The sequence below is a fragment of the Flavobacterium ardleyense genome (assembly GCF_033547075.1).
GTDB lineage: Bacteria > Bacteroidota > Bacteroidia > Flavobacteriales > Flavobacteriaceae > Flavobacterium > Flavobacterium ardleyense_A.
Genome location: NZ_CP137891.1, coordinates 896148 through 915385, shown reverse-complemented (window position 1 = coordinate 915385; position 19238 = coordinate 896148). Strand labels below are relative to the sequence as shown.

At 37.4% G+C, this 19238-nt stretch carries 13 protein-coding genes; 1 reads left to right on the top strand and 12 read right to left on the bottom strand.

Annotated features, from left to right (window positions below; all coding sequences use genetic code 11):
- Positions 1 to 474 precede the first annotated feature (474 nt).
- Positions 475 to 1557 carry a DNA polymerase IV gene (gene dinB, locus SBO79_RS03955; protein ID WP_406600246.1) on the bottom strand — a complete coding sequence of 361 codons (1083 nt, stop codon included), beginning with the start codon at positions 1555 to 1557 and terminating at the stop codon, positions 475 to 477.
- 73 nt (positions 1558 to 1630) lie between these two features.
- On the opposite strand from dinB, the gene SBO79_RS03950 reads away from it, so the two are divergent.
- On the top strand, positions 1631 to 2101 hold the full coding sequence (locus tag SBO79_RS03950; protein ID WP_318641960.1) for a CYTH domain-containing protein: 471 nt from the start codon (positions 1631 to 1633) through the stop codon (positions 2099 to 2101).
- Between the two features lie 58 nt (positions 2102 to 2159).
- On the opposite strand, the gene SBO79_RS03945 is transcribed toward SBO79_RS03950, so the two are convergent.
- From SBO79_RS03945 to SBO79_RS03895, 11 genes are all read right to left on the bottom strand, one after another.
- Positions 2160 to 3560 (bottom strand): TolC family protein, encoded by a 1401-nt coding sequence (locus SBO79_RS03945; RefSeq protein ID WP_318641958.1) that lies wholly within the window; start codon positions 3558 to 3560, stop codon positions 2160 to 2162.
- Between the two features lie 24 nt (positions 3561 to 3584).
- A complete protein-coding gene (locus tag SBO79_RS03940) occupies positions 3585 to 6737 on the bottom strand; it encodes an efflux RND transporter permease subunit (RefSeq protein WP_318641956.1) in 3153 nt (1050 codons plus the stop codon).
- Between the two features lie 5 nt (positions 6738 to 6742).
- On the bottom strand, positions 6743 to 7876 hold the full coding sequence (locus SBO79_RS03935; RefSeq protein WP_318641955.1) for an efflux RND transporter periplasmic adaptor subunit: 1134 nt from the start codon (positions 7874 to 7876) through the stop codon (positions 6743 to 6745).
- 23 nt (positions 7877 to 7899) lie between these two features.
- A complete protein-coding gene (locus tag SBO79_RS03930; RefSeq protein WP_318641953.1) occupies positions 7900 to 8379 on the bottom strand; it encodes a GbsR/MarR family transcriptional regulator in 480 nt (159 codons plus the stop codon).
- Positions 8380 to 9635: 1256 nt separating this feature from the next.
- Complete coding sequence (locus SBO79_RS03925; RefSeq protein ID WP_406600245.1) at positions 9636 to 11228, bottom strand: FMN-binding glutamate synthase family protein; 1593 nt, start codon at positions 11226 to 11228, stop codon at positions 9636 to 9638.
- Positions 11229 to 11894: 666 nt separating this feature from the next.
- Positions 11895 to 12281 (bottom strand): septal ring lytic transglycosylase RlpA family protein, encoded by a 387-nt coding sequence (locus tag SBO79_RS03920; protein ID WP_406600244.1) that lies wholly within the window; start codon positions 12279 to 12281, stop codon positions 11895 to 11897.
- Between the two features lie 7 nt (positions 12282 to 12288).
- Positions 12289 to 12936: a septal ring lytic transglycosylase RlpA family protein gene (locus SBO79_RS03915; RefSeq protein WP_318641951.1), complete on the bottom strand. Its 648-nt coding sequence runs from the start codon at positions 12934 to 12936 to the stop codon at positions 12289 to 12291.
- A 53-nt stretch (positions 12937 to 12989) separates the two neighbouring features.
- A complete protein-coding gene (locus SBO79_RS03910) occupies positions 12990 to 13424 on the bottom strand; it encodes a hypothetical protein (RefSeq protein WP_318641949.1) in 435 nt (144 codons plus the stop codon).
- Between the two features lie 102 nt (positions 13425 to 13526).
- Positions 13527 to 16226, bottom strand: a complete 2700-nt coding sequence (locus tag SBO79_RS03905) for a TonB-dependent receptor (RefSeq protein ID WP_318641947.1) — start codon at positions 16224 to 16226, stop codon at positions 13527 to 13529.
- Positions 16227 to 16345: 119 nt separating this feature from the next.
- On the bottom strand, positions 16346 to 17971 hold the full coding sequence (pgi, locus tag SBO79_RS03900; RefSeq protein ID WP_318641945.1) for a glucose-6-phosphate isomerase: 1626 nt from the start codon (positions 17969 to 17971) through the stop codon (positions 16346 to 16348).
- A gap of 23 nt (positions 17972 to 17994) precedes the next feature.
- Complete coding sequence (locus SBO79_RS03895; RefSeq protein WP_318641943.1) at positions 17995 to 19221, bottom strand: peptidoglycan DD-metalloendopeptidase family protein; 1227 nt, start codon at positions 19219 to 19221, stop codon at positions 17995 to 17997.
- Between the last annotated feature and the right edge of the window lie 17 nt (positions 19222 to 19238).

The window sequence follows — 19238 nt, the reverse complement described above, 5'->3', positions numbered from 1 at the left end:
TCCGAACTTATCGGGGGCTAAACTAGGAGTATGGTAAAAATTATGAGTTACAATTAGAATATCAAATGCGGAAAATGGTAACTGAGGAAAATGTGCCTTAGGGCAGCTTGGATTCCGCAAAAAATTTAAATTTTGAACCTTATTACAAAAAGGTATTCTCAAACAAAGTGGCATTGTTTACTTACAAAAAACCAATAAAACGAAGATTACCAAAAATTTAAAAATTTATGTGAATCTCGGAGGTTTTGCGGCAGGGGTTGCAGCGACCCGAGCGAAGCGAACTGGCGAAGCACATCCTTTGCTGCTGATTTCAATTCTTGTAAGCACATAATAACCAGATATTCTTTTGAAAATAAATCGTGCTAGCAGCAAAGATACAGCAGAAGACCCGGTTGTGGCTGTGAAGAATGAAACAGCCGCAAGCCGCCCAAAAAGAAAACGTCATTTGGAAATTACAACTATTTTAGGACTTGTTTAAAACTCAAACTTCAACTGAACCGCCACCGCCTTTTTTTCGTTGGTGTTAAGGTTTGTGAGTGAAATCCCCAATAGTCGCACTGAATCCTTTAAAACGTCCTGATACAACAGATTCTTGGCGGTCTCAAGTAGCATCGCAGCATCCGAAATATAAAAGGGCAAGGTCTTGCTTCTGGTTTGGGTAGTGAAATCTGAATATTTAATCTTGAGCGTCACCGTCTTTCCGGCGACATTGTGTTTTTGGATTCGCTTCTCCACCTGAAGGGCAATTTCGGCCAATTTATCGGCCATAAAAACTTCTGACGATAAGTTCTCATCGAAAGTATGCTCGGCGGCCACACTCTTGGCAATGCGGGAAGATTTGACCGTACTGTGGTGAATTCCCCTTGCTACGTCGTGGTAATATTGGGCGGAGTTTCCGAAATTCTTCTCCAAAAATTCAATTGATTTATTTTTTAAATCCAGTCCAGTAAAGATTCCCAAGCTAAACATCTTTTCGGTGGTGACTTTTCCTACGCCGTGGAATTTCCGAATTGGCAGCACTTCTACAAAACTTTCTACTTCCTCGGGCGGAACAGTTTTCTGACCATTTGGTTTATTAAAATCCGAAGCAATTTTGGCGATAAATTTATTGCAAGAAATTCCCGCCGAAGCTGGAAGTCCGACTTCATTCAAAATTCTATCCCGAATTTCTTTAGCGATAAGCGACGCACTAGGATTATTCTTCTTATTGTAAGTGACATCAAGATAGGCTTCGTCAAGCGACAATGGCTCTACCAAATCTGTGTAGTCGTAAAAAATGGCGCGTATCTGTTGAGAAATTTCTTTGTAACGTTCAAATCGCGGCTTTACAAAAATTAAATCTGGACAGTATTTCTTGGCTAGAACTGAGCTAAGCGCACTACGAACGCCAAACTTTCGAGCTTCGTAACTTGCGGCAGCCACAACTCCACGATTTTCATTTCCGCCAACTGCCAATGCCTTGCCTCGCAATTCGGGATTGTCCATCTGCTCTACCGACGCATAAAATGCATCCATATCTACGTGAATTATTTTTCGCTCGACATTCATCTCTTCCATTACGCAAATTTATAATATCTTTGGTATTAAACCACAATTGCATCCCTTCTGTAATTGTAAAACCTACAAAATAATGCAAGAAATTGAACGTAAGTTTCTAGTTACTTCAAATGACTTTAAACTTGAACACGGAACCAAAAAAGTAATTGCACAAGGTTATTTAAATTCTGATCCCGAACGCACTGTAAGAGTACGAATAAGTGATCAAGTGGGCTATATTACGGTCAAGGGAATGGGAAACGAAAGTGGCATCACTCGATTTGAATGGGAGAAAGAAATTTCTCTGATCGAAGCTGAAAAATTACTCTTTATCTGTGAACCTGGAATTATTCAGAAAGTGAGATATTGCATTCCCTACGGAAAACACACCTACGAAGTGGATGTTTTTGAAAGAGAAAATGCAGGTCTTGTAATTGCAGAAGTAGAATTAGCTGCCGAAGATGAATTTTTTAAAAAGCCGCTTTGGCTCGGAGAAGAAGTTACTGGAGTTGAAAAATACTATAATGGATATATTAGCAACAATCCATTTAACACTTGGAAATAAATAAAAATGCCATCAAGAAACTAATTTCCTGATGGCATTTTTCGAATTAAAATCGAACCTATTTTGTTCCGCCACCTAACGATTTATACAATTGTATAAGTGCTAGTTGCTGCTGATATTTATTTAAAATCAACGCTAATTCACTATTAAGCGATTGCTCTTTTGCGGTAAGCACTTCTAGATACGTTGCCATTCCGTAGTTTAGCAATTCGTCAGAGAAATCAGCGGCATTTTTCAATGCTAAAACCTGTTTGTCTCTAATAGTTATCTTAGTAGATTCGTTTTTGTAATTTTGCAATGCATCCGAAACTTCTCTTCCTGCATCCAAAACTTTGTATTGAAAATTGAGCAAAGAAGATTCTTGATTTGCTCTCGCTACTTCAAGTCTTGTTCTATTGGCTCTTTTATTCAAAATTGGCTGGGCAATTCCTGCCATTAGATTTGAAAATATTGAGTTTGCACTAAACCAATCTTTGATCTCCACACTTTGAAAACCTGCACTTGCTCCAAGTGTAATTGAAGGATAGAAACTACTTCTTGCCACGTTTGTTAGTTCGAAATTTGACATCAAAGCATATTCTGCCGCCACGATATCTGGTCTATTTCTCAGGGCTACTGCTGGAACACCAAGAGTAAGCGATGGGATATTTAGAGTTTCGAAAGATTTTGAACGATCAATCGCCTGGACTTTCTGACCAATTAGAATACTTGTAGCGTTTTCTAAAATTATAATTTGACTTTTTAAATCCTCGGCTATCAATTGAGCTGCATACAATTGTGCTTCTGTTTGCTGTACCGCAACTTCATTCACATTTCCAGCATCCTTTAAAGCTTGAATAGTTTTGAAACTATCTTCACGATTTGTAATTGTAGAAGTAGTAATTTCCAACTGCTGATCCAAAGCAATTAATTGATAATAATTACTAGCTATCGAGGCAATAATCTGAGTTTCTACAAATTGTTTTGCCGCGATTGACTGCAAATAACTTGCATTATTCGCTCTTGTATTCGAACGAATCTTTCCCCAAATATCTGCTTCCCAAGACAAGTTTCCTGCCAATTGAAATTGGTCAGAAGCGCCATTTGAGAAAGCTCCTAGAGCTGAATTCTTAGATGGATCTTGTCTTGAATAATCTGCTCCCACATTTATTACAGGAAGATTTCCTTCTTTGGCTTGCGCCAAATATGCTTTACTAGCAACAATATTCTGAATTGCAAGATTGATATCGATATTGTTCTTTAGTCCTTTTTCGATTGTTCCTTGCAGAATTGGATCTTGGAAAAGATCTTTCCAAGATATATTTCCTATCGAAGTACTGTCTGTGCTAAGTGTATCTTGTCTGTACAAATTTGCTGTATCTACCGTAGGTTTTGTAAAATCCTTGGCAACAAAACAAGATTGCATAGTGAGCGCGACCCCTAGTACAACTACTCCTTTATATATTCCGTTTAATTTCATTTGAAAGTTTTTTTAGGAAATTGATTACTCAACTTCCGTTTCAGTTGGCTTTTCAGTTTTTACACCGCTAATTTTTTCTTGCAATCCTTGGAATACTACAAACAATACTGGAATTACAAAGACTCCGAATAATGTTCCGATTAACATTCCTCCAACAGCTCCCATCCCAATAGAGTTATTTCCTACAGCTCCAACTCCTCCTGCAAATGCAAGTGGAACTAGTCCTAAGATAAAGGCAAAAGAAGTCATCAAAATTGGACGTAATCTAGCGTGCGCTCCATCAACTGCCGATTTGAATAATGACATTCCGTGCATTCTTCTTTGCAAGGCAAATTCTACAATCAAAATCGCATTCTTGGCGAGTAGACCAATCAACATAATAAGAGCTACTTGGAAGTAAATATTGTTTTCCAATCCAGCTAAGTTGACAAATCCAATTGCACCCGCAATTCCTACAGGAAGTGAAAGTAAAACTGAGAAAGGAACCAAGTAACTTTCGTATTGAGCACTTAGCAAGAAGTAAACGAAAATTAAACTCAACATAAATACCAGAATCGCTTGATTACCTGCAAGAATTTCTTCTCGTGACATTCCAGAAAACTCGTATTCATAATTGTTAGGCAAGTGTTTCTCGGCTACTTCTTGAATTGCTTTAATAGCATCTCCAGAACTATATCCTGCGTTTGCTTTACCATTAATCGTAACCGATTTTAAAAGGTTAAATCTGCTCACCGATTCTGGTCCAAAAGCACGAGTAACATTCACAAACTGACTAATTGCAACCATCTCATTCTTAGAATTTCGAATAGAAATCATATTAATAGATTCTGGAGTCGCACGGTTTTCAGGTGTTGCCTGAATCATTACTCTATATTGCTTACCAAAACGGTTAAAATCTGTGGTGTACAATCCTCCGTAATATCCTTGAAGTGTATTAAAAATATCACTTACAGAAATTCCAGCATTCTTCGCTTTTTCCACATTAATATCCAATTGATATTGAGGGAAAGATGCGTTGAAATTTGTCATTGCATATTGAATCTCCGGTCGTTGATTTAGTTCGGCAAGGAACGCTTGAGAAACCTCACTTACTTGTTGCCAGCTATCATCACCCTTGTCCATTAACTTCAAATCGAAACCATCAGCACTACCAAATCCAGAAACTGAAGGTGGCGTAAAAAATAACATTTTGGCGTCTTTAAAGTGCGCGGTTTTTGCAAATAATTGACCTACCACAGCCCCAACTTCATCTTCGGCAGTTTTTCTATCTTTCCAATCTTTTAATTTAATAACAGAAAACGCATAAGAAGATCCATTAACACCATTCAATAAACTAAAACCAACAATATTGATTCGTGACTCTATAATTGGCATTCCAGCTAAAATAGAATCCAATTCATTAATTACTTTCTTAGTTTGTGCCATCGTAGTTCCTGGAGGCATCGTTAAATCTGACATAATGATTCCACGGTCTTCGTTGGGAATAAATCCAGAGGGAGTTGATTGGAAAAGTAAGATCGTTACTCCTGTAAATACAAGTAAAGCAACAAGTGTAATCCACTTTTTCTGAATTAACAATCCTAAAGATCGAACGTATTTTCTGTTTAATTTATCAAATCCTGTATTAAAGGCGATGAAAAATCTGTCTTTAAAGTTTTTATTTTTGTGCTCGTGATTATCTTTATGTGGTTTTAATAAAATAGCACATAATGCTGGAGATAAGGTCAATGCATTTACTGCCGAAATTAGAATTGCAATCGCTAAAGTAATCGCAAATTGCTGATAGAAAACTCCCGAAGGCCCGCCTAAAAATGACACTGGAATAAATACCGCCGACATTACAAGGGTAATGGAAATAATAGCTCCAGTAATCTCACTCATCGCAGATTCAGTTGCTTTCTTGGCATCTTTCATCCCACCCTCGAGTTTCGCGTGAACTGCCTCGACGACGACGATGGCATCATCGACCACAATACCAATGGCGAGAATCATCGCAAAGAGCGTAAGCATATTAATCGAGAATCCAAACATCTGCAAGAAGAACATAGTACCAATCAATGATACGGGCACTGCAATCGCGGGAATTAAAGTTGATTTAAAATCTTGAAGAAAAATATAAACAACGATAAAAACTAAGATAAATGCTTCTAATAAAGTCATCAAAACTTTATCAATTGATGCATCTAGGAATGTTTTGGTATTAAATGGAATACTGTAATCCAGACCTTTAGGGAAGGTTGGCTTAGCTTCATCCATAATTTTTTCGATCTCAGCAACGATATCTCTCGCATTCGATCCCGAGGTTTGAAAAACTCCAATTGTAACACCTGGTTTTCCGAGAACCATATTGGTTGTTCCGTAGTTGAAACCACCTAATTCAATGGTTGCAACATCCTTCAATCGTAGGTAACTTCCATCACCTTGAGCTTTAATTACAATATCTTCATATTCTTTTGTAGAAGATAGTCGTCCTTTATATTTAATAGCATATTCATAAACGCCATCCGCATTTTCACCAAATTTACCAGGGGAAGCTTCTAAGTTTTGATCTCTTAGCGCCGCTTGAATATCGGCAGGAACCATTTTGTAAGCAGCCATTTTTACTGGATCAATCCAAATTCTCATCGAATAGTCTTTGGCTCCAAAAACGGTAATTTGTCCCACACCACTTACACGCTGAAGTTTTGGAACAAGATTAATTTTGGCATAATTCTGCACAAATATCTCGTCATACTCTTCGTTTCCAGAATATAATGCAAGGAACATCAAAGCACTTGACTGACTTTTTACAGTTGTAACTCCAGTCTGAATCACCGCCTGTGGTAATTTATTTGTAGCACGCGCAACTCTGTTCTGAACGTTTACAGCAGCGATATCCGGATCCACACTTAGGTCAAAGTACACAGAAATTTTTGCAGAACCATCATTTGCGGCGGTCGAAGTCATATAGCTCATTCCCTCAACACCATTAATTTCTTCCTCCAATGGAATCACCACACTATTGAGTACGGTCTCAGCGTTTGCACCCGTATAAGTGGCAGAAACCTGAACCGTAGGAGGTGCAATTTCGGGATATTGCTCAACTGGCAATCCTAGGTAACCTAGAATACCCAGAATTACAATCAAAATTGATACAACCGTCGAAAGGACCGGTCTATTAATAAACATCTTAATCATAACTCTTATTTTGTAGTTTTAGTAGAATCAACAGGCTTTGCTGCAGCTGCCTCTTTGGTACTTTTATTTTCGGGAACTACTTGCGTTCCTGGTCTTAGCTTTGTAACTCCAGCAGTAACTATCTGATCACCTTCTGCAAGTCCTTCAATAACAATAAAGTTTTCGCCATCAGATCCGTCAATTTTGATTACCGTTGATTCAACTTTATTTTCAGCACCAATTTTAAGCACCATTTGTTTTCCTTGTACATCAAATACGGCCGTTTGTGGGATTAACATAATATCTTTTCGCATTACTGGAATACGAACTTCGCCACTACTTCCGTTACGTAAAAGTCCTTCTGGATTCGCAAATTTTGCTCTAAATTCGGTACTTCCCGTAGCAGCATTCATACTACCGTTAATAGTCTCGATAGTACCTTTCTGATTGTAGATAGAATTATCTACTAATGTCAATTCGATATCACCTACATTTTTAAGTTTTTCTGCCGTATTTGCTCCTGCAAAATTTTTGTTGAACTGCAAAAGTTGTTTTTCGTTTAGAGAGAAATACGCTCTCATATTTCGTGTGTCAGAAACTGTAGTCAAAGGCATCTCTGAAGTTGCGCTAGCAAGACTTCCTTCTTTAAACGGAATACTTCCTACCACTCCGTCAACTGGACTTGTAATGGTACCATAGCCTATACTTGCTTGCGTACTACTAAAAGTGCTTTTGGCCTGAGCTAATTTTGCTTTAGCGGTTTCAAGAACTACTTCACTAATAATCTTACGTTCTACCAACGGTTTAAGGCGATTTACTTCTACTTGAGCCGCATTTACAACTGCTCTACCAGCATTTGCTTCTTGGTTAAGAACAGCGGTTTCAAGCTTAAAAAGTAGTTGTCCTTTCTTTACCATTTGACCCTCATCAACATAAATCTTTTGAATAAAGCCATTAACTTTTGGTCTGATTTCAACGTTTTGTTGTCCTTCCAAATTGGCGGCATAGGTTTGGTATGTTAGTGCATCGGTTTTCTCTACTGCGATAACAGGTACAGTTGGAGGTCCAGAAGGCGGCATTTGCTGTTGCTCATTTTTATTGCCACAAGAGGCGATAATAAATAGTGCAACCGTCGAAAAAGCTAGTGTTATTCGTTTCATGAAGTATATATAAAAGTGATGTATTATTGTGTTTTTTCTATTTGCTTAAATGTATCAATCGTCTCTAAAATCAATTCTTCGACCTTAGTCATGTGGACTTTATATGCTTTCGTATTGTCTAAGCTATTTTGTTCTTGAACCGACGAAAGGGTCTTGGTTCGGTACGAAATCATCTTATCGATAATTTCCTTTTCAAAGTTGATAATCTTGACGTAATTGGCGAGACGTTCACTGAATGGACTAGCACGATAGTATTTTTTACGATCACCTGTAATAGTATAGTAGGTGATTTTTCCAGATTTTAATAGCAGATTAAGATTAGTTGAAACAGAACTTTTACTTGTGCCTGTTCTCTCTACAAGTTCTTCAAAAGTAATTCCGCTTTTACAACCATCAACAATCAGATTGCCCAGAATTCTCGACCCTAGTGGAGAAAGGTGGTACAAATTTTCAAAATGCTGACCAAAGAGTTCAATAAGTTCTTCTTTTTGCTGTTGCAACATATAATTATTAAAAATTAATCAGCTGCAAAGATACAGTTAGTTCGGCTGTAACAAAACTAAGCGAACTTAAAAAATTGTTAAATATCCTCACCCTCATACTCACCCCCCCCGCTCTCTTCAAAGGAGAGGGATCTAGGACGGCATTGAAGGAATGTTGATTTGTTAGTTACGAATATATCTGTAGAATGAACTTTTTACCCAATTTGCTCTTCTCAAAATAGCTGTACAAACTTTTAATATTCCTCCCCCCAACCCGCGCCGAAGGAAGGGGAGTTAGGACGACAATTATGATATTGTGTAGTTATTAAGTAATTTTAGTATATAATATCCGGGCAATCTTGTCACCCTGACGACGGAAGGGTCTCATTTACTAATCATTTTCACTAGAATTTTTACAGTATAAAGTAGCTGCAGCAGGATTTGGCTTCCGCCGAATATGTTCAAACTGCGTATAAGTGATTAGGGCAGGGTGTTGATTTGGCTTTGGTTGAAGTAATTCGTGAATCTTACCCCAAACCACCGCCGGTACTTCAACAAGCTCAGTAACCGAGGAAGGAGAGGTGGGACGCCATTAAATAAAAATTGATTTATACTTCACGAATTTGTGCAGAGACGAACTTCTTACCAAATTTGCTGTCCGTCAACCACATCCGCAAACTTGTCACCCTGACGAAGGAAGGGTCTCATTTACTAATCATTTTCACTAGAATTTTTAAAGTATAAAGTAGTTGCAGCAGAATTTGGCTTCCGCCGAATATATTCAAACTGCGTATAAATGGTTTGGGCAGGGTGTTGATTTGGCTTTGATTGAAGTTACTCCTTGAATTTTGGAATTTTTCGCAAACAACCCCCACAAAAAACATCCGAAAACTTGTCTTCCTGACAAGGGAAGGATCTCATCAATTACTCTTTCTAAATAAAGGTTATAAAAATTACTGATTCTACTAAACGCCTACAAGGATTAAAAAACTTGGAGAATATAGTACCAGCTGTATATCAAGGTAAAAAGTATCCTCTCTCGATCAACCGAAAAATAATCTTTGCAAGGATTGATGTGGAATAAGGAGTTTTTTGCGGCAGGGACAGGAGCGGCATCCTTTGCTGCATAACGCAAATATGGTGAGAAACGCAAATGACAAGGATGTCTTATATTACAACTATTTCTAGCAGCAAAGATACAGTGGATGGCCCAGTGCTGCTGGTAGGAACGCTCCAGCAGCAGCCGCCATTATTATTAAAAAAATTTTAATTGATCACTATGGATGAAGGCCCCATTGGGTTTTATCGGCATAAGCAAAATCTTGTAGATACTTCTCCGGAATCTCATTGTTGAGCATTGAACCAACTTTTATAGAAGTGAATATTTCCTCATAAGTAATCATACTATTAAGCGAAACTCGACGGTAAATGTGAGAACGTCTCAAATTTGACGTTTCGGTAACGCCTGTAGCACCGAGAAGCTCGGCAAAATTTTTCAATGTCGTTGCATGGTACTTTGCTACTCGCACTTTTTTATCTTCGGGCACCAATCCTCTTGTCAATTTAGGATCTTGGGTGGTAATTCCTGTCGGACATTGATTTGTATTGCACATCAACGCCTGAATACAACCTAATGAAATCATCATTCCACGCGCTTGGTAGCATGCATCTGCACCCAACGCAATTACACGCGCAATGTGAAAAGCAGAGGTTATCTTGCCCGAAGCAATGATCTTAATATGCTTGCGAATGTCGAGACCATTTAGAATATTATGAACAAAATCTAAGCTGTCAATTAGCGGCGCACCTACATAATTACTAAATTCTGGGGGTGCTGCACCGGTTCCGCCCTCACCACCATCTACGGCGATAAAATCTGGATAAATATCCAATTCTATCATTGCATGGCAAACCGAAATAAATTCGCTCTTATACCCAATACACAGCTTAAATCCAACCGGTTTTCCTCCCGATAGCGATCGCAATTCTTGTATAAAACGGACCATCCCGAGTGGCGAATCAAAAGCTGTATGATACGGTGGCGATGAAACTTTTGTAAAGGGCTTTATATGTCGAATTTTTGCAATCTCCTCCGTATTTTTTTCAGCTGGAAGTATACCTCCGTGACCTGGTTTGGCACCTTGAGAAATTTTGAGTTCGATCATTTTTACATTAGGATGTTTCGATTTTTCGGCAAAAAGTATAGGATCAAATCGGCCATCTTCATCTCTACACCCGAAATAAGCAGTACCAATCTGCCAAATTAGATCGCCCCCTTCTTCTAAGTGATGATGACTCAATCCACCTTCGCCTGTATTATGCGCAAAATTTCCAATCTTTGCTCCTGCACTCAATGCTCGCACCGCATTCTCACTCAATGCTCCAAAACTCATTGCCGAAATATTGAGAATACTAGCTGAATATGGTTGCTGGCAATCCTTATTTCCAATCATAATTCGTGGATCGTGATCAATGGTATCAAAGGGTTTGGGCGACATTGTATGACAAAGCCATTCATAACCTTCGGCATAAAGGTCTAGTTGCGTTCCAAAAGGAATCGTATCGCGAACCCCTTTTGCTCTTTGATAAACAGTCGAGCGATCGACACGATTAAAAGGCCGACCGTCAATATCTGACTCGATAAAATACTGATACATCTTTGGACGTAGTTCTTCTAACACAAACCGCAAGCGACCAAAAATTGGATAGTTTCGCATAATGGTGTGCTTTGTCTGAAAAAGATCATAGTATCCAATGATTGTAAGTACCAAAACAATTGCAAAAAGCACGTACCAACTTGGTCCTAAAAAAATGGCTAAGCCAAGTGTGAGTAATAAAATAGCTGTTGATGCTAGAATAAAATTTTTCATAATTGATTTTTATATTAACTGACCTAAATTGGGTAAAAAATTTGTGCGATTATAAGAAAACATACACTACAAACTTTTTATCCGCCATACCTCCATCCGAAAAAAGTATTAAATATACCCAATACCGGCTCAGAATTTCGCGCTATAATTTTTTGAACTAAATAGATGCTTAAACACTAAAATACAACTAGAAAAAGAAATTCTATTAGATTTGCTTCCGCTTGTCTTCCTAGTAGAGATTCGATTTAAGGAAATTTTATTGTCTAAATCAAAGTTACATAAATTAAGGCGAGATTTAAAAGAGAACCGCAGTTTGTAGCACAGATTTTTATTAATACGACTACATTTCTACCAGCCTACAATTTGAAGTTGAGAGATTACGCCTGTCTTCGAATTTTATTTGTTTTTTGGGCGGCTGCAAAGCACCGGGCCATCCACTGTATCTTTGCTGCTAAGGCGATTGTATGGTCAAGACAATCAGGTGATTCGCGTTATTAAAGAATGTACTGTATTGCAGCAAAGGATGCCGCTCCTGTCCCTGCCGCGTGATTCAGGGTAAAACAAAATCTTTTCTTCTATTGAAATTTCAGGTAATTGTAAATTTTATCGATTTTAATAAGATACTATTCTTCAAAATCAGAAAAGCGACCACTAAGGGTCGCTTTTCTATAAAATTTCGATCATTACAACCAAAATACCTTTGTCTTTATTATCCGTTATTTCCATAAATGCTTTTTTAGAAATATCTAGCTCTCGGCCACGTATCCAAGGACCCCGATCATTAATAACCACGATAACCGACTTTCCATTAATCTTATTGGTCAGACGAACCTTCGTCCCAAAATCTAATTTTCTATGCGCTGCAGTGAGTTTGCTATTGCTAAACTTCTCACCACTTGCAGTCTTACGTCCATTGAATTTATTATGATAGTAGGAAACTTTTGCACTGCTTTTATAAATCTTTCCAGCGCCAGAAGATTTCTTGGCACCACATGAGGCAACGAGCAGTGACATGAGAGCAATAAGTACTAGAGCGAAAATCTTTTTTATCATCTTGGTTTTATTGTACAACTTCTATGGTAATATTTACGGATCCACTATTTTTATTGGTAGCAATCTGCATAAAGGCAGCTTTTGTAATATCAATTTCGCGACTCTTTGTAAACGGCCCTCTATCATTTACAACTACTAAAACAGATTTATTGTTGATGGTATTTGTAAGCTTTAATTGTGTTCCGAAGGGAAATGTTCTATGAGCTGCAGTAAATTTTTTATTATCGAAAGGTTTTCCGCTTGCCGTTCTTCTACCATTTAATTTGTCGTGATAATAAGAAGCGTGCGAATTTACTTTATAGGGTTTAACCTTTAAGTTTTTTAAAATTGCTACAGAATCAACAACAATTACGGCTGGCAAAAGGGGGGATTCAGCTACGGCAGACATATTTGAAAGTCCCTCTTTTAATGCTGCTTTCTGAAGCTCTACTACTTTCTTAGCATCTACAACGTTAGGCTCCGCTACTGTTTTTGCAGAACCTATGCTTCTTGTAAGCACTGCCTTCTTTGTTGTAGCAACTTTAATAAGAACAACTATTTCCTTTCCTTCAGTGACCGATTTAGCTTGCGCGGTTTTCGTTTGTGCTTGACTTTTTAAACCTATACAACATAATAATATAGTAAGTGTTACTAACTGTTTTCCTGATTTTGGCATAGCAAAATTTTGAATATTAAGTCTTAAACGACTTACTGAACTTTAAATTGTCTCTATGCAAACCAAGTAGCCCAAGGAAGTCTGCTTAATAGTAAAACTAATCCAAGACCATAAAAGATAGCGATGGATTTGAACTGTGCCTGATCTTGAAGTTTTTTGTGTCTTGACCAACCGATAGTGATCAGAACAATGGCAATAATGTTGATAAATGGATGTTCTACAGCAAGAAGTCGGCTAAAAGAATCCATTCCGCCCATTCCTACAGCTTTAATTTTATCAAGTCCATTTGGAGATACAAACCATAAAATCATTCCAATTAACAATTGAATATGAGCAGCGATTAGTCCAAATAAAGAGATTCGTCTGTCCTTTGCGGTAAAAGGATTTTTTGAAGAAAAACCTATTAGAGCATTGATAACTGCAACGAGGATTATTAGAAGTGCTATGTAAGCAAATCCTGAGTGTAGGGATAAAATAGTATTGTACATTTTTATGTGTTTTTTATGGTGACCAAATATAGTTAAAAAAAAGATTACAAAAAAAGTCCCGAATCGCTTCGGGACTTTGATTTATATCAAGAAATTGAATTCTTAGAAGTTATAGCTAATTGTGAAACTCCAAGTTCTTCCCAATCCGAAGTACCCTTGATTTCCATCCGCTAATCCATTGTAAATTTTTCCTGCAGATTCGTAAGTACTGAAATCAGTCTCACTTTTTGGGTTAACACGATCTGTAGTTTTAATGTTTGATCTCAACTCAGAAAGGTATACTTTATAGAAAACGTTGTTTACGTTCAATCTGAAATCTACTGAATCATCTTTATCTTTTCCAACAAGCATTCTGTAAGAGATACCAGCATCTACAAGATCGTATTTAGGTAATAATAAGTTTTCTTTTACAGCACCTGCATTAGAATACAGTTTGTCGTAGAATCTGTAATCTGCATCAAGAGAAAGTCTTTCAACAATTTTAAATTTAGCTCCAACTCCCGCAGTAATTTGTGCAGCATCACCAACTTTTCCACCATCTACATCAGTAGCCTTAGATTCAAGAACTCTTCTGTCCTCATCTCTTTTTGTTTTAACGGCGTCACCAACATATTCCCAATTTCCAACAGATCCAAATGCTCTAACTTCAACAAAAGAAAACGGCTTAGCAACGAAATCTAGCTCAACACCTGAGTGTAATTGCTCAACACCTTCGTTAGTAGTGTATACTTGTTCTCCAGCAGCAATTGTGATGTCTCCAAAAACCTCATCTTTTGTAAGTGTCGCACTTGAAGAAACAACTCTATCTTTCCAAGAAGTTCTGTACGCGTTTACATTAGCAGTAAAGAATTTTGATTTGAATTTGTAACCAGCTTCAAAACCAAGAATTTTTTCATTTTCTGTTAACGGATTTACTTGATTTGTATAGTTCAAATATATATTATCGTGGTAAGGCTGACGAGAATAGTATCCAGCATTTACATAAAGTTGAGAATGATCAGCGATATTGTAGCTACCACCTGCTTTTGCGTTGAAACCAAAATTATTTACTTTTTCAGCTGCTTCTGCTTCTGCAATATAATCGTAGTAGTCAAAACGTTGGTGAGATTGAGTAGATGCTGCTCCTTGAGCAAAAACAGAGAATTTTTCTGTAGCATATTCTACTTGTCCAAAAACACCTCCGTAAGAAATAGTTTCGCTGTAGTCATAATCAATTCTTTGATCTTTATCAATACTATTGAATAAACCTTTAAAGTGATTAATTGGTTGAGATTCCGTTACAGTGTTAAAAACATCTACAGGTATAACTTCACTATTAGCATTGAATAATCTTCTACTTTCAGTCCAACTATTAAGACCTAAAAAGTTATTGATTTGACGGTAATGAGATCCTTTATAAGTTCTTAAATCAGCTCCAAAATTCAAAGTAAGATTTTCTGAAAGTTGTTTTTCAAGATTTGTAACAAGACCATACCAATCGTGATTATTCATAGAAGATCTGATTGCGTAAGCATTGTTTCCGAAAGTTCCATCACCATTTGGCAATGCTTCGTTGTTTGCATAAATAGCATCAAAATTTATCTGATCGTCAGCCGTATATTTTTTAGCTGCACTTTTTCCGTAGCTACCAGTTCCTCCACCGCGTCCCCAAGAACCGTATAGTACTGTAGACAGAGATGTATTATCGTTAATATTCCAATCCCAGTTTAAATTGGCAACTGGTTTGTGGTAAAAGTTTGTACGCTCAGAAAGGTATTGTCCGTTAAGAGTTCCCCAGTTGTTGTTAAATCTTCTACCATGTTCTAGATAACTAGAAATAGTTTTTGAAAAGTTTTGATCATGCTCTTGTGGCGCTCCAGTAATCAGGAAGTTGAAGTTATGCGATTCATTTAATTTATAACCCAAAGAGATAAAATAGTTATATCCTTCTCCAAAAGTTCCATCATTGTAACCATCACCTTGCCATCTTGTAAGCAAAACGCTTGCACCAAATCCATTTTTACCTTCTCCTGTGCTATAAGCAGCAGTAGTTTTCAAGTAATTATCATTTGCAACTCCAGCAGAAACGAATCCACCTTCTCTTTTGTCGGTAGTTTTTGTAACAAAGTTTACAGTTCCACCTACAGAAGAAATTGCAAGTTTAGAAGACCCTAAACCTCTTTGAATTTGAATACCATTTGCGATATCTGACATTCCAGACCAGTTAGACCAATAAACTAATCCATCTTCCATACCATTGATCGGCTGACCATTCAGTAAGAAAGCGGTATTATCTTGACCAAAACCACGTACTGTGATTCTAGAATCTCCAAAACCTCCAGATTGTCCAGCTACGTAAACAGATGGTGTATTTACCATTGCCTGAGTAACGTCAGCACTTCCAGTTTTTTGTTTGATTTCTGCAGCTCTAATTGTCGAAACTGCGATTGGCGTTCTTCTAGAGTCTGCCAAGTCAATTACTCCTTTTCCAACCACAATAATTTCGTCTAATTGAGCAGAGTCAGTCCCTATTACAATTTGACCTAAATTAGCTGTTCCTCCATTTGCTACTTTAAAAGTAAGAACTTTAGTTTCAAATCCGATATACGAAATTTCAACACTTCCTGCAGTCTGAACTGTAGTAATCTGAAATTTTCCATTATCATCAGTTGTTGCATTTTCTGTCGAATTTAGAACTACAACATTAACCCCTGGCAATCCCATTCTTGTGTCATTGTCTATAACAATTCCTGTGACCGTTTGTTGTGAAAACATCACCGAAACCATCATCAGAAGCAAGCCCGAAAAGATCCAATTTTTCATAATAATAAGTTTTGTTTTTTGAAATATTTTGCAAAAGTCCAACTTTTTATTCTATCTCGCATTATGATAACATTAATAAAAAGTATAAAAATTACTTTTTTCGACTAAGTTGTTATTAATCACGACATACGGTCACTATTAAACTTTTTTAGTAAGGAAGAAGTGGAACTATCATGATTATCAAAATCTCGAGTTTCAAGATCTGATAATATGTTGCCTGCCAACTCTTTACCCAACTCAACTCCCCACTGATCAAAGCTGAAAATATTCCATAAATATCCTTGAACAAATATTTTATGTTCATAAATAGCAATTAGAGCACCCAAAGATTTCGGTGTTAATTTTTTAATTAAAATTGTGTTTGTAGGTTTATTCCCTTCAAAATACTTATAAGGTGTTGCAAACCAATTTTCTGAGCTCGATTTTAAATCATCAAGATTTCTACCATTTAACAACGCTTCAGACTGCGCAAAGAAATTTGCCATCAATATATTATGGTGTTCAACATTGCCATGAAGAGGTTGACTATAGCCAATGAAATCGACGGGAATTAATTTTGTACCCTGATGTATCAGCTGAAAGAAAGCATGTTGCGCATTGCTTCCTGTTCCACCCCAGATAATTGTTCCTGTTTGATACTCTACTGATTTCCCGTTGCGATCAATACTTTTTCCATTACTTTCCATAATGCCTTGTTGCAAATAGGGAATGAATTTATCTAAATATTGAGAATATGGAATTATTGATTCGGTCTCTGCGCCATAAAAGTTATTGTACCAAATGCTCAATAAACTTAGAATCACTGGTATGTTTTGATTAAAATCTGTGGTCGCAAAATGTATGTCCATTTCACAAGCACCTTCTAGAAATTCTTCAAAATTATCTGGACCAACTGCAATTGCAATCGAAAGACCAACGGCGCTCCAAAGTGAGAATCGTCCCCCTACCCAATTGTCCATTGGAAAAATATTTGTTTGACTAACGCCAAATTGCATTGCGGCCTCTTCATTGGTAGATACTGCCACAAAATGTTTTGGTAGTGCTTCTACTGAAGTGCTTTCTAGAAACCAATCTTTTGCAGTGGTCGCATTTGTCAAAGTTTCTTGTGTGCCAAAGGTTTTAGAAACTACAATAAATAAAGTAGTTGCGGGATTTAGTTTGGATAGCAATTCGTGGATATGGTCTCCATCAATATTAGAAACAAAGTGCATCTGCAAATGATTTTTATAAAAATGCAAAGCATCAACAGCCATCTGCGGCCCTAAATCTGACCCACCAATTCCAATATTAACTATATCGGTAAATTCTAAACCAGAGTACCCTTTTATATTTCCAGAAATTAAATCCGAAGCAAATTGTTTTATTCTATATTTTACTTCTTGTATACCAGGGACTATGTCCAACCCTTCAAAAAGTACACTCTTTCCTCGCGGTGCTCGCAACGCTGTATGCAATACTGACCTGTTTTCGGTCTGATTGATTAGGTCACCATCAAAATATTTCTTAATTCCACCTGCAAGATTCATCTCATTTGCGAAATCAACGAGAAGCTTAACCGTTTTACCAGTAATTCTGTTTTTAGAAAAGTCGACAAAAAAATCTTGCCACTCAATCTGAAACTTCTCGGCACGATGCTCGTCGTCGGCAAAGAGATTTTGCATTTTTTGCAATTTAATCTCTTCAAAGTGATTTTGTAAGGCTTTCCAAGAAGCAGTTTCGGTTGGGTTTTGAGCTAATAATGCCATACTATAATTCTAATGAAATTATTCTAGTGAAGATTTGCAACACTATCAAGCTCTTGCTTGAGCGGTTTAATTTGTGCTAGGTATCTCTCTTTATATTTACTCTCCATCGGCATAGCACTAGGCAATCGCATTTTGAGGGCATCAACTTGCACGCCATTTTTCCAAAATCTGTAACATACATGTGGTCCGGTGGCTAAGCCTGTACTTCCCACCTTGCCGATAATCTGACCTTGGGTAACACGTTGTCCTTTTCGAACAAGAATTTTGGACATATGTAAATATTGAGTTGAGTACGTACCGTTGTGCTTCACTTTTACGAAGTTTCCATTTCCAGCGGTATATCCTGCTAGTTCCACTACACCTGCCGCAGTAGACATAATTGGCGTTCCTGTAGGCGCCGCATAATCTGTTCCTTTATGCGCCTTCCACACGGATTGTACCGGATGAAAACGTCGAGGCGAAAATCGTGATGAAATTCTACTAAATTTTAACGGCGCTTTTAAGAAGAAGTTTTTCAACGGTTTCCCTTCAGCATCATAATAGTCAATTTTATCTGTACCGGGATCTTGAGAATACGGAAAAGCATAGATTTTCTGACCTTTATATTCAAAAAATGATGCTTCGAGACTATCTACGCCGTCGTAAATACTGTCATTGATAAATCTTTCGGTAAATGTAATAGCAAACTTATCTCCTTTTTGTAGTTTAAAAAAATCAATTGACCACTGGTAAATTTTGGAAATTCGTGCCGCTAAACTTGCTTCTACTCTTGCATCTGCTAGTGCTTCTGACAAGGAACCATCAAGCTTTCCAGCAATGGTTCTTCTCTTTATGGTAACAGGTCTGGTAATTTTCTTGACTGTAATTGAGTCGCGTAAGTCCAAAACGTAGTAGTTGAGTCGATCCGGCTGATAGATAAATACTTCCATCTGCTTCTTAGCATCTTTTGACTGCAAGATTGTGTATGGTTTACCAACGCGCATCAGTCGCACATCAAAAGAATCACGCACTTTCTCAACAACTTCAAATGGAAGGAAATCTCCTAAATTCTGCTTTCCTAAGATCGCACCAAAAGTATCGCCTTTGCGAATTGTGTCATCAACAACATTAAAATCATTTAGATTAAAACCGAATGCAAGTCTTTCGGGTATTACTATTTTTGTAAGAGTTGGTTCTGTTTTCTCATTTGATTTTTTCTCGCCGCAGCCAATCAGAGTGAGTAACAGAAACAGTAGGGATATCCTTTTCAAATCGTCTGTGTTTTCAA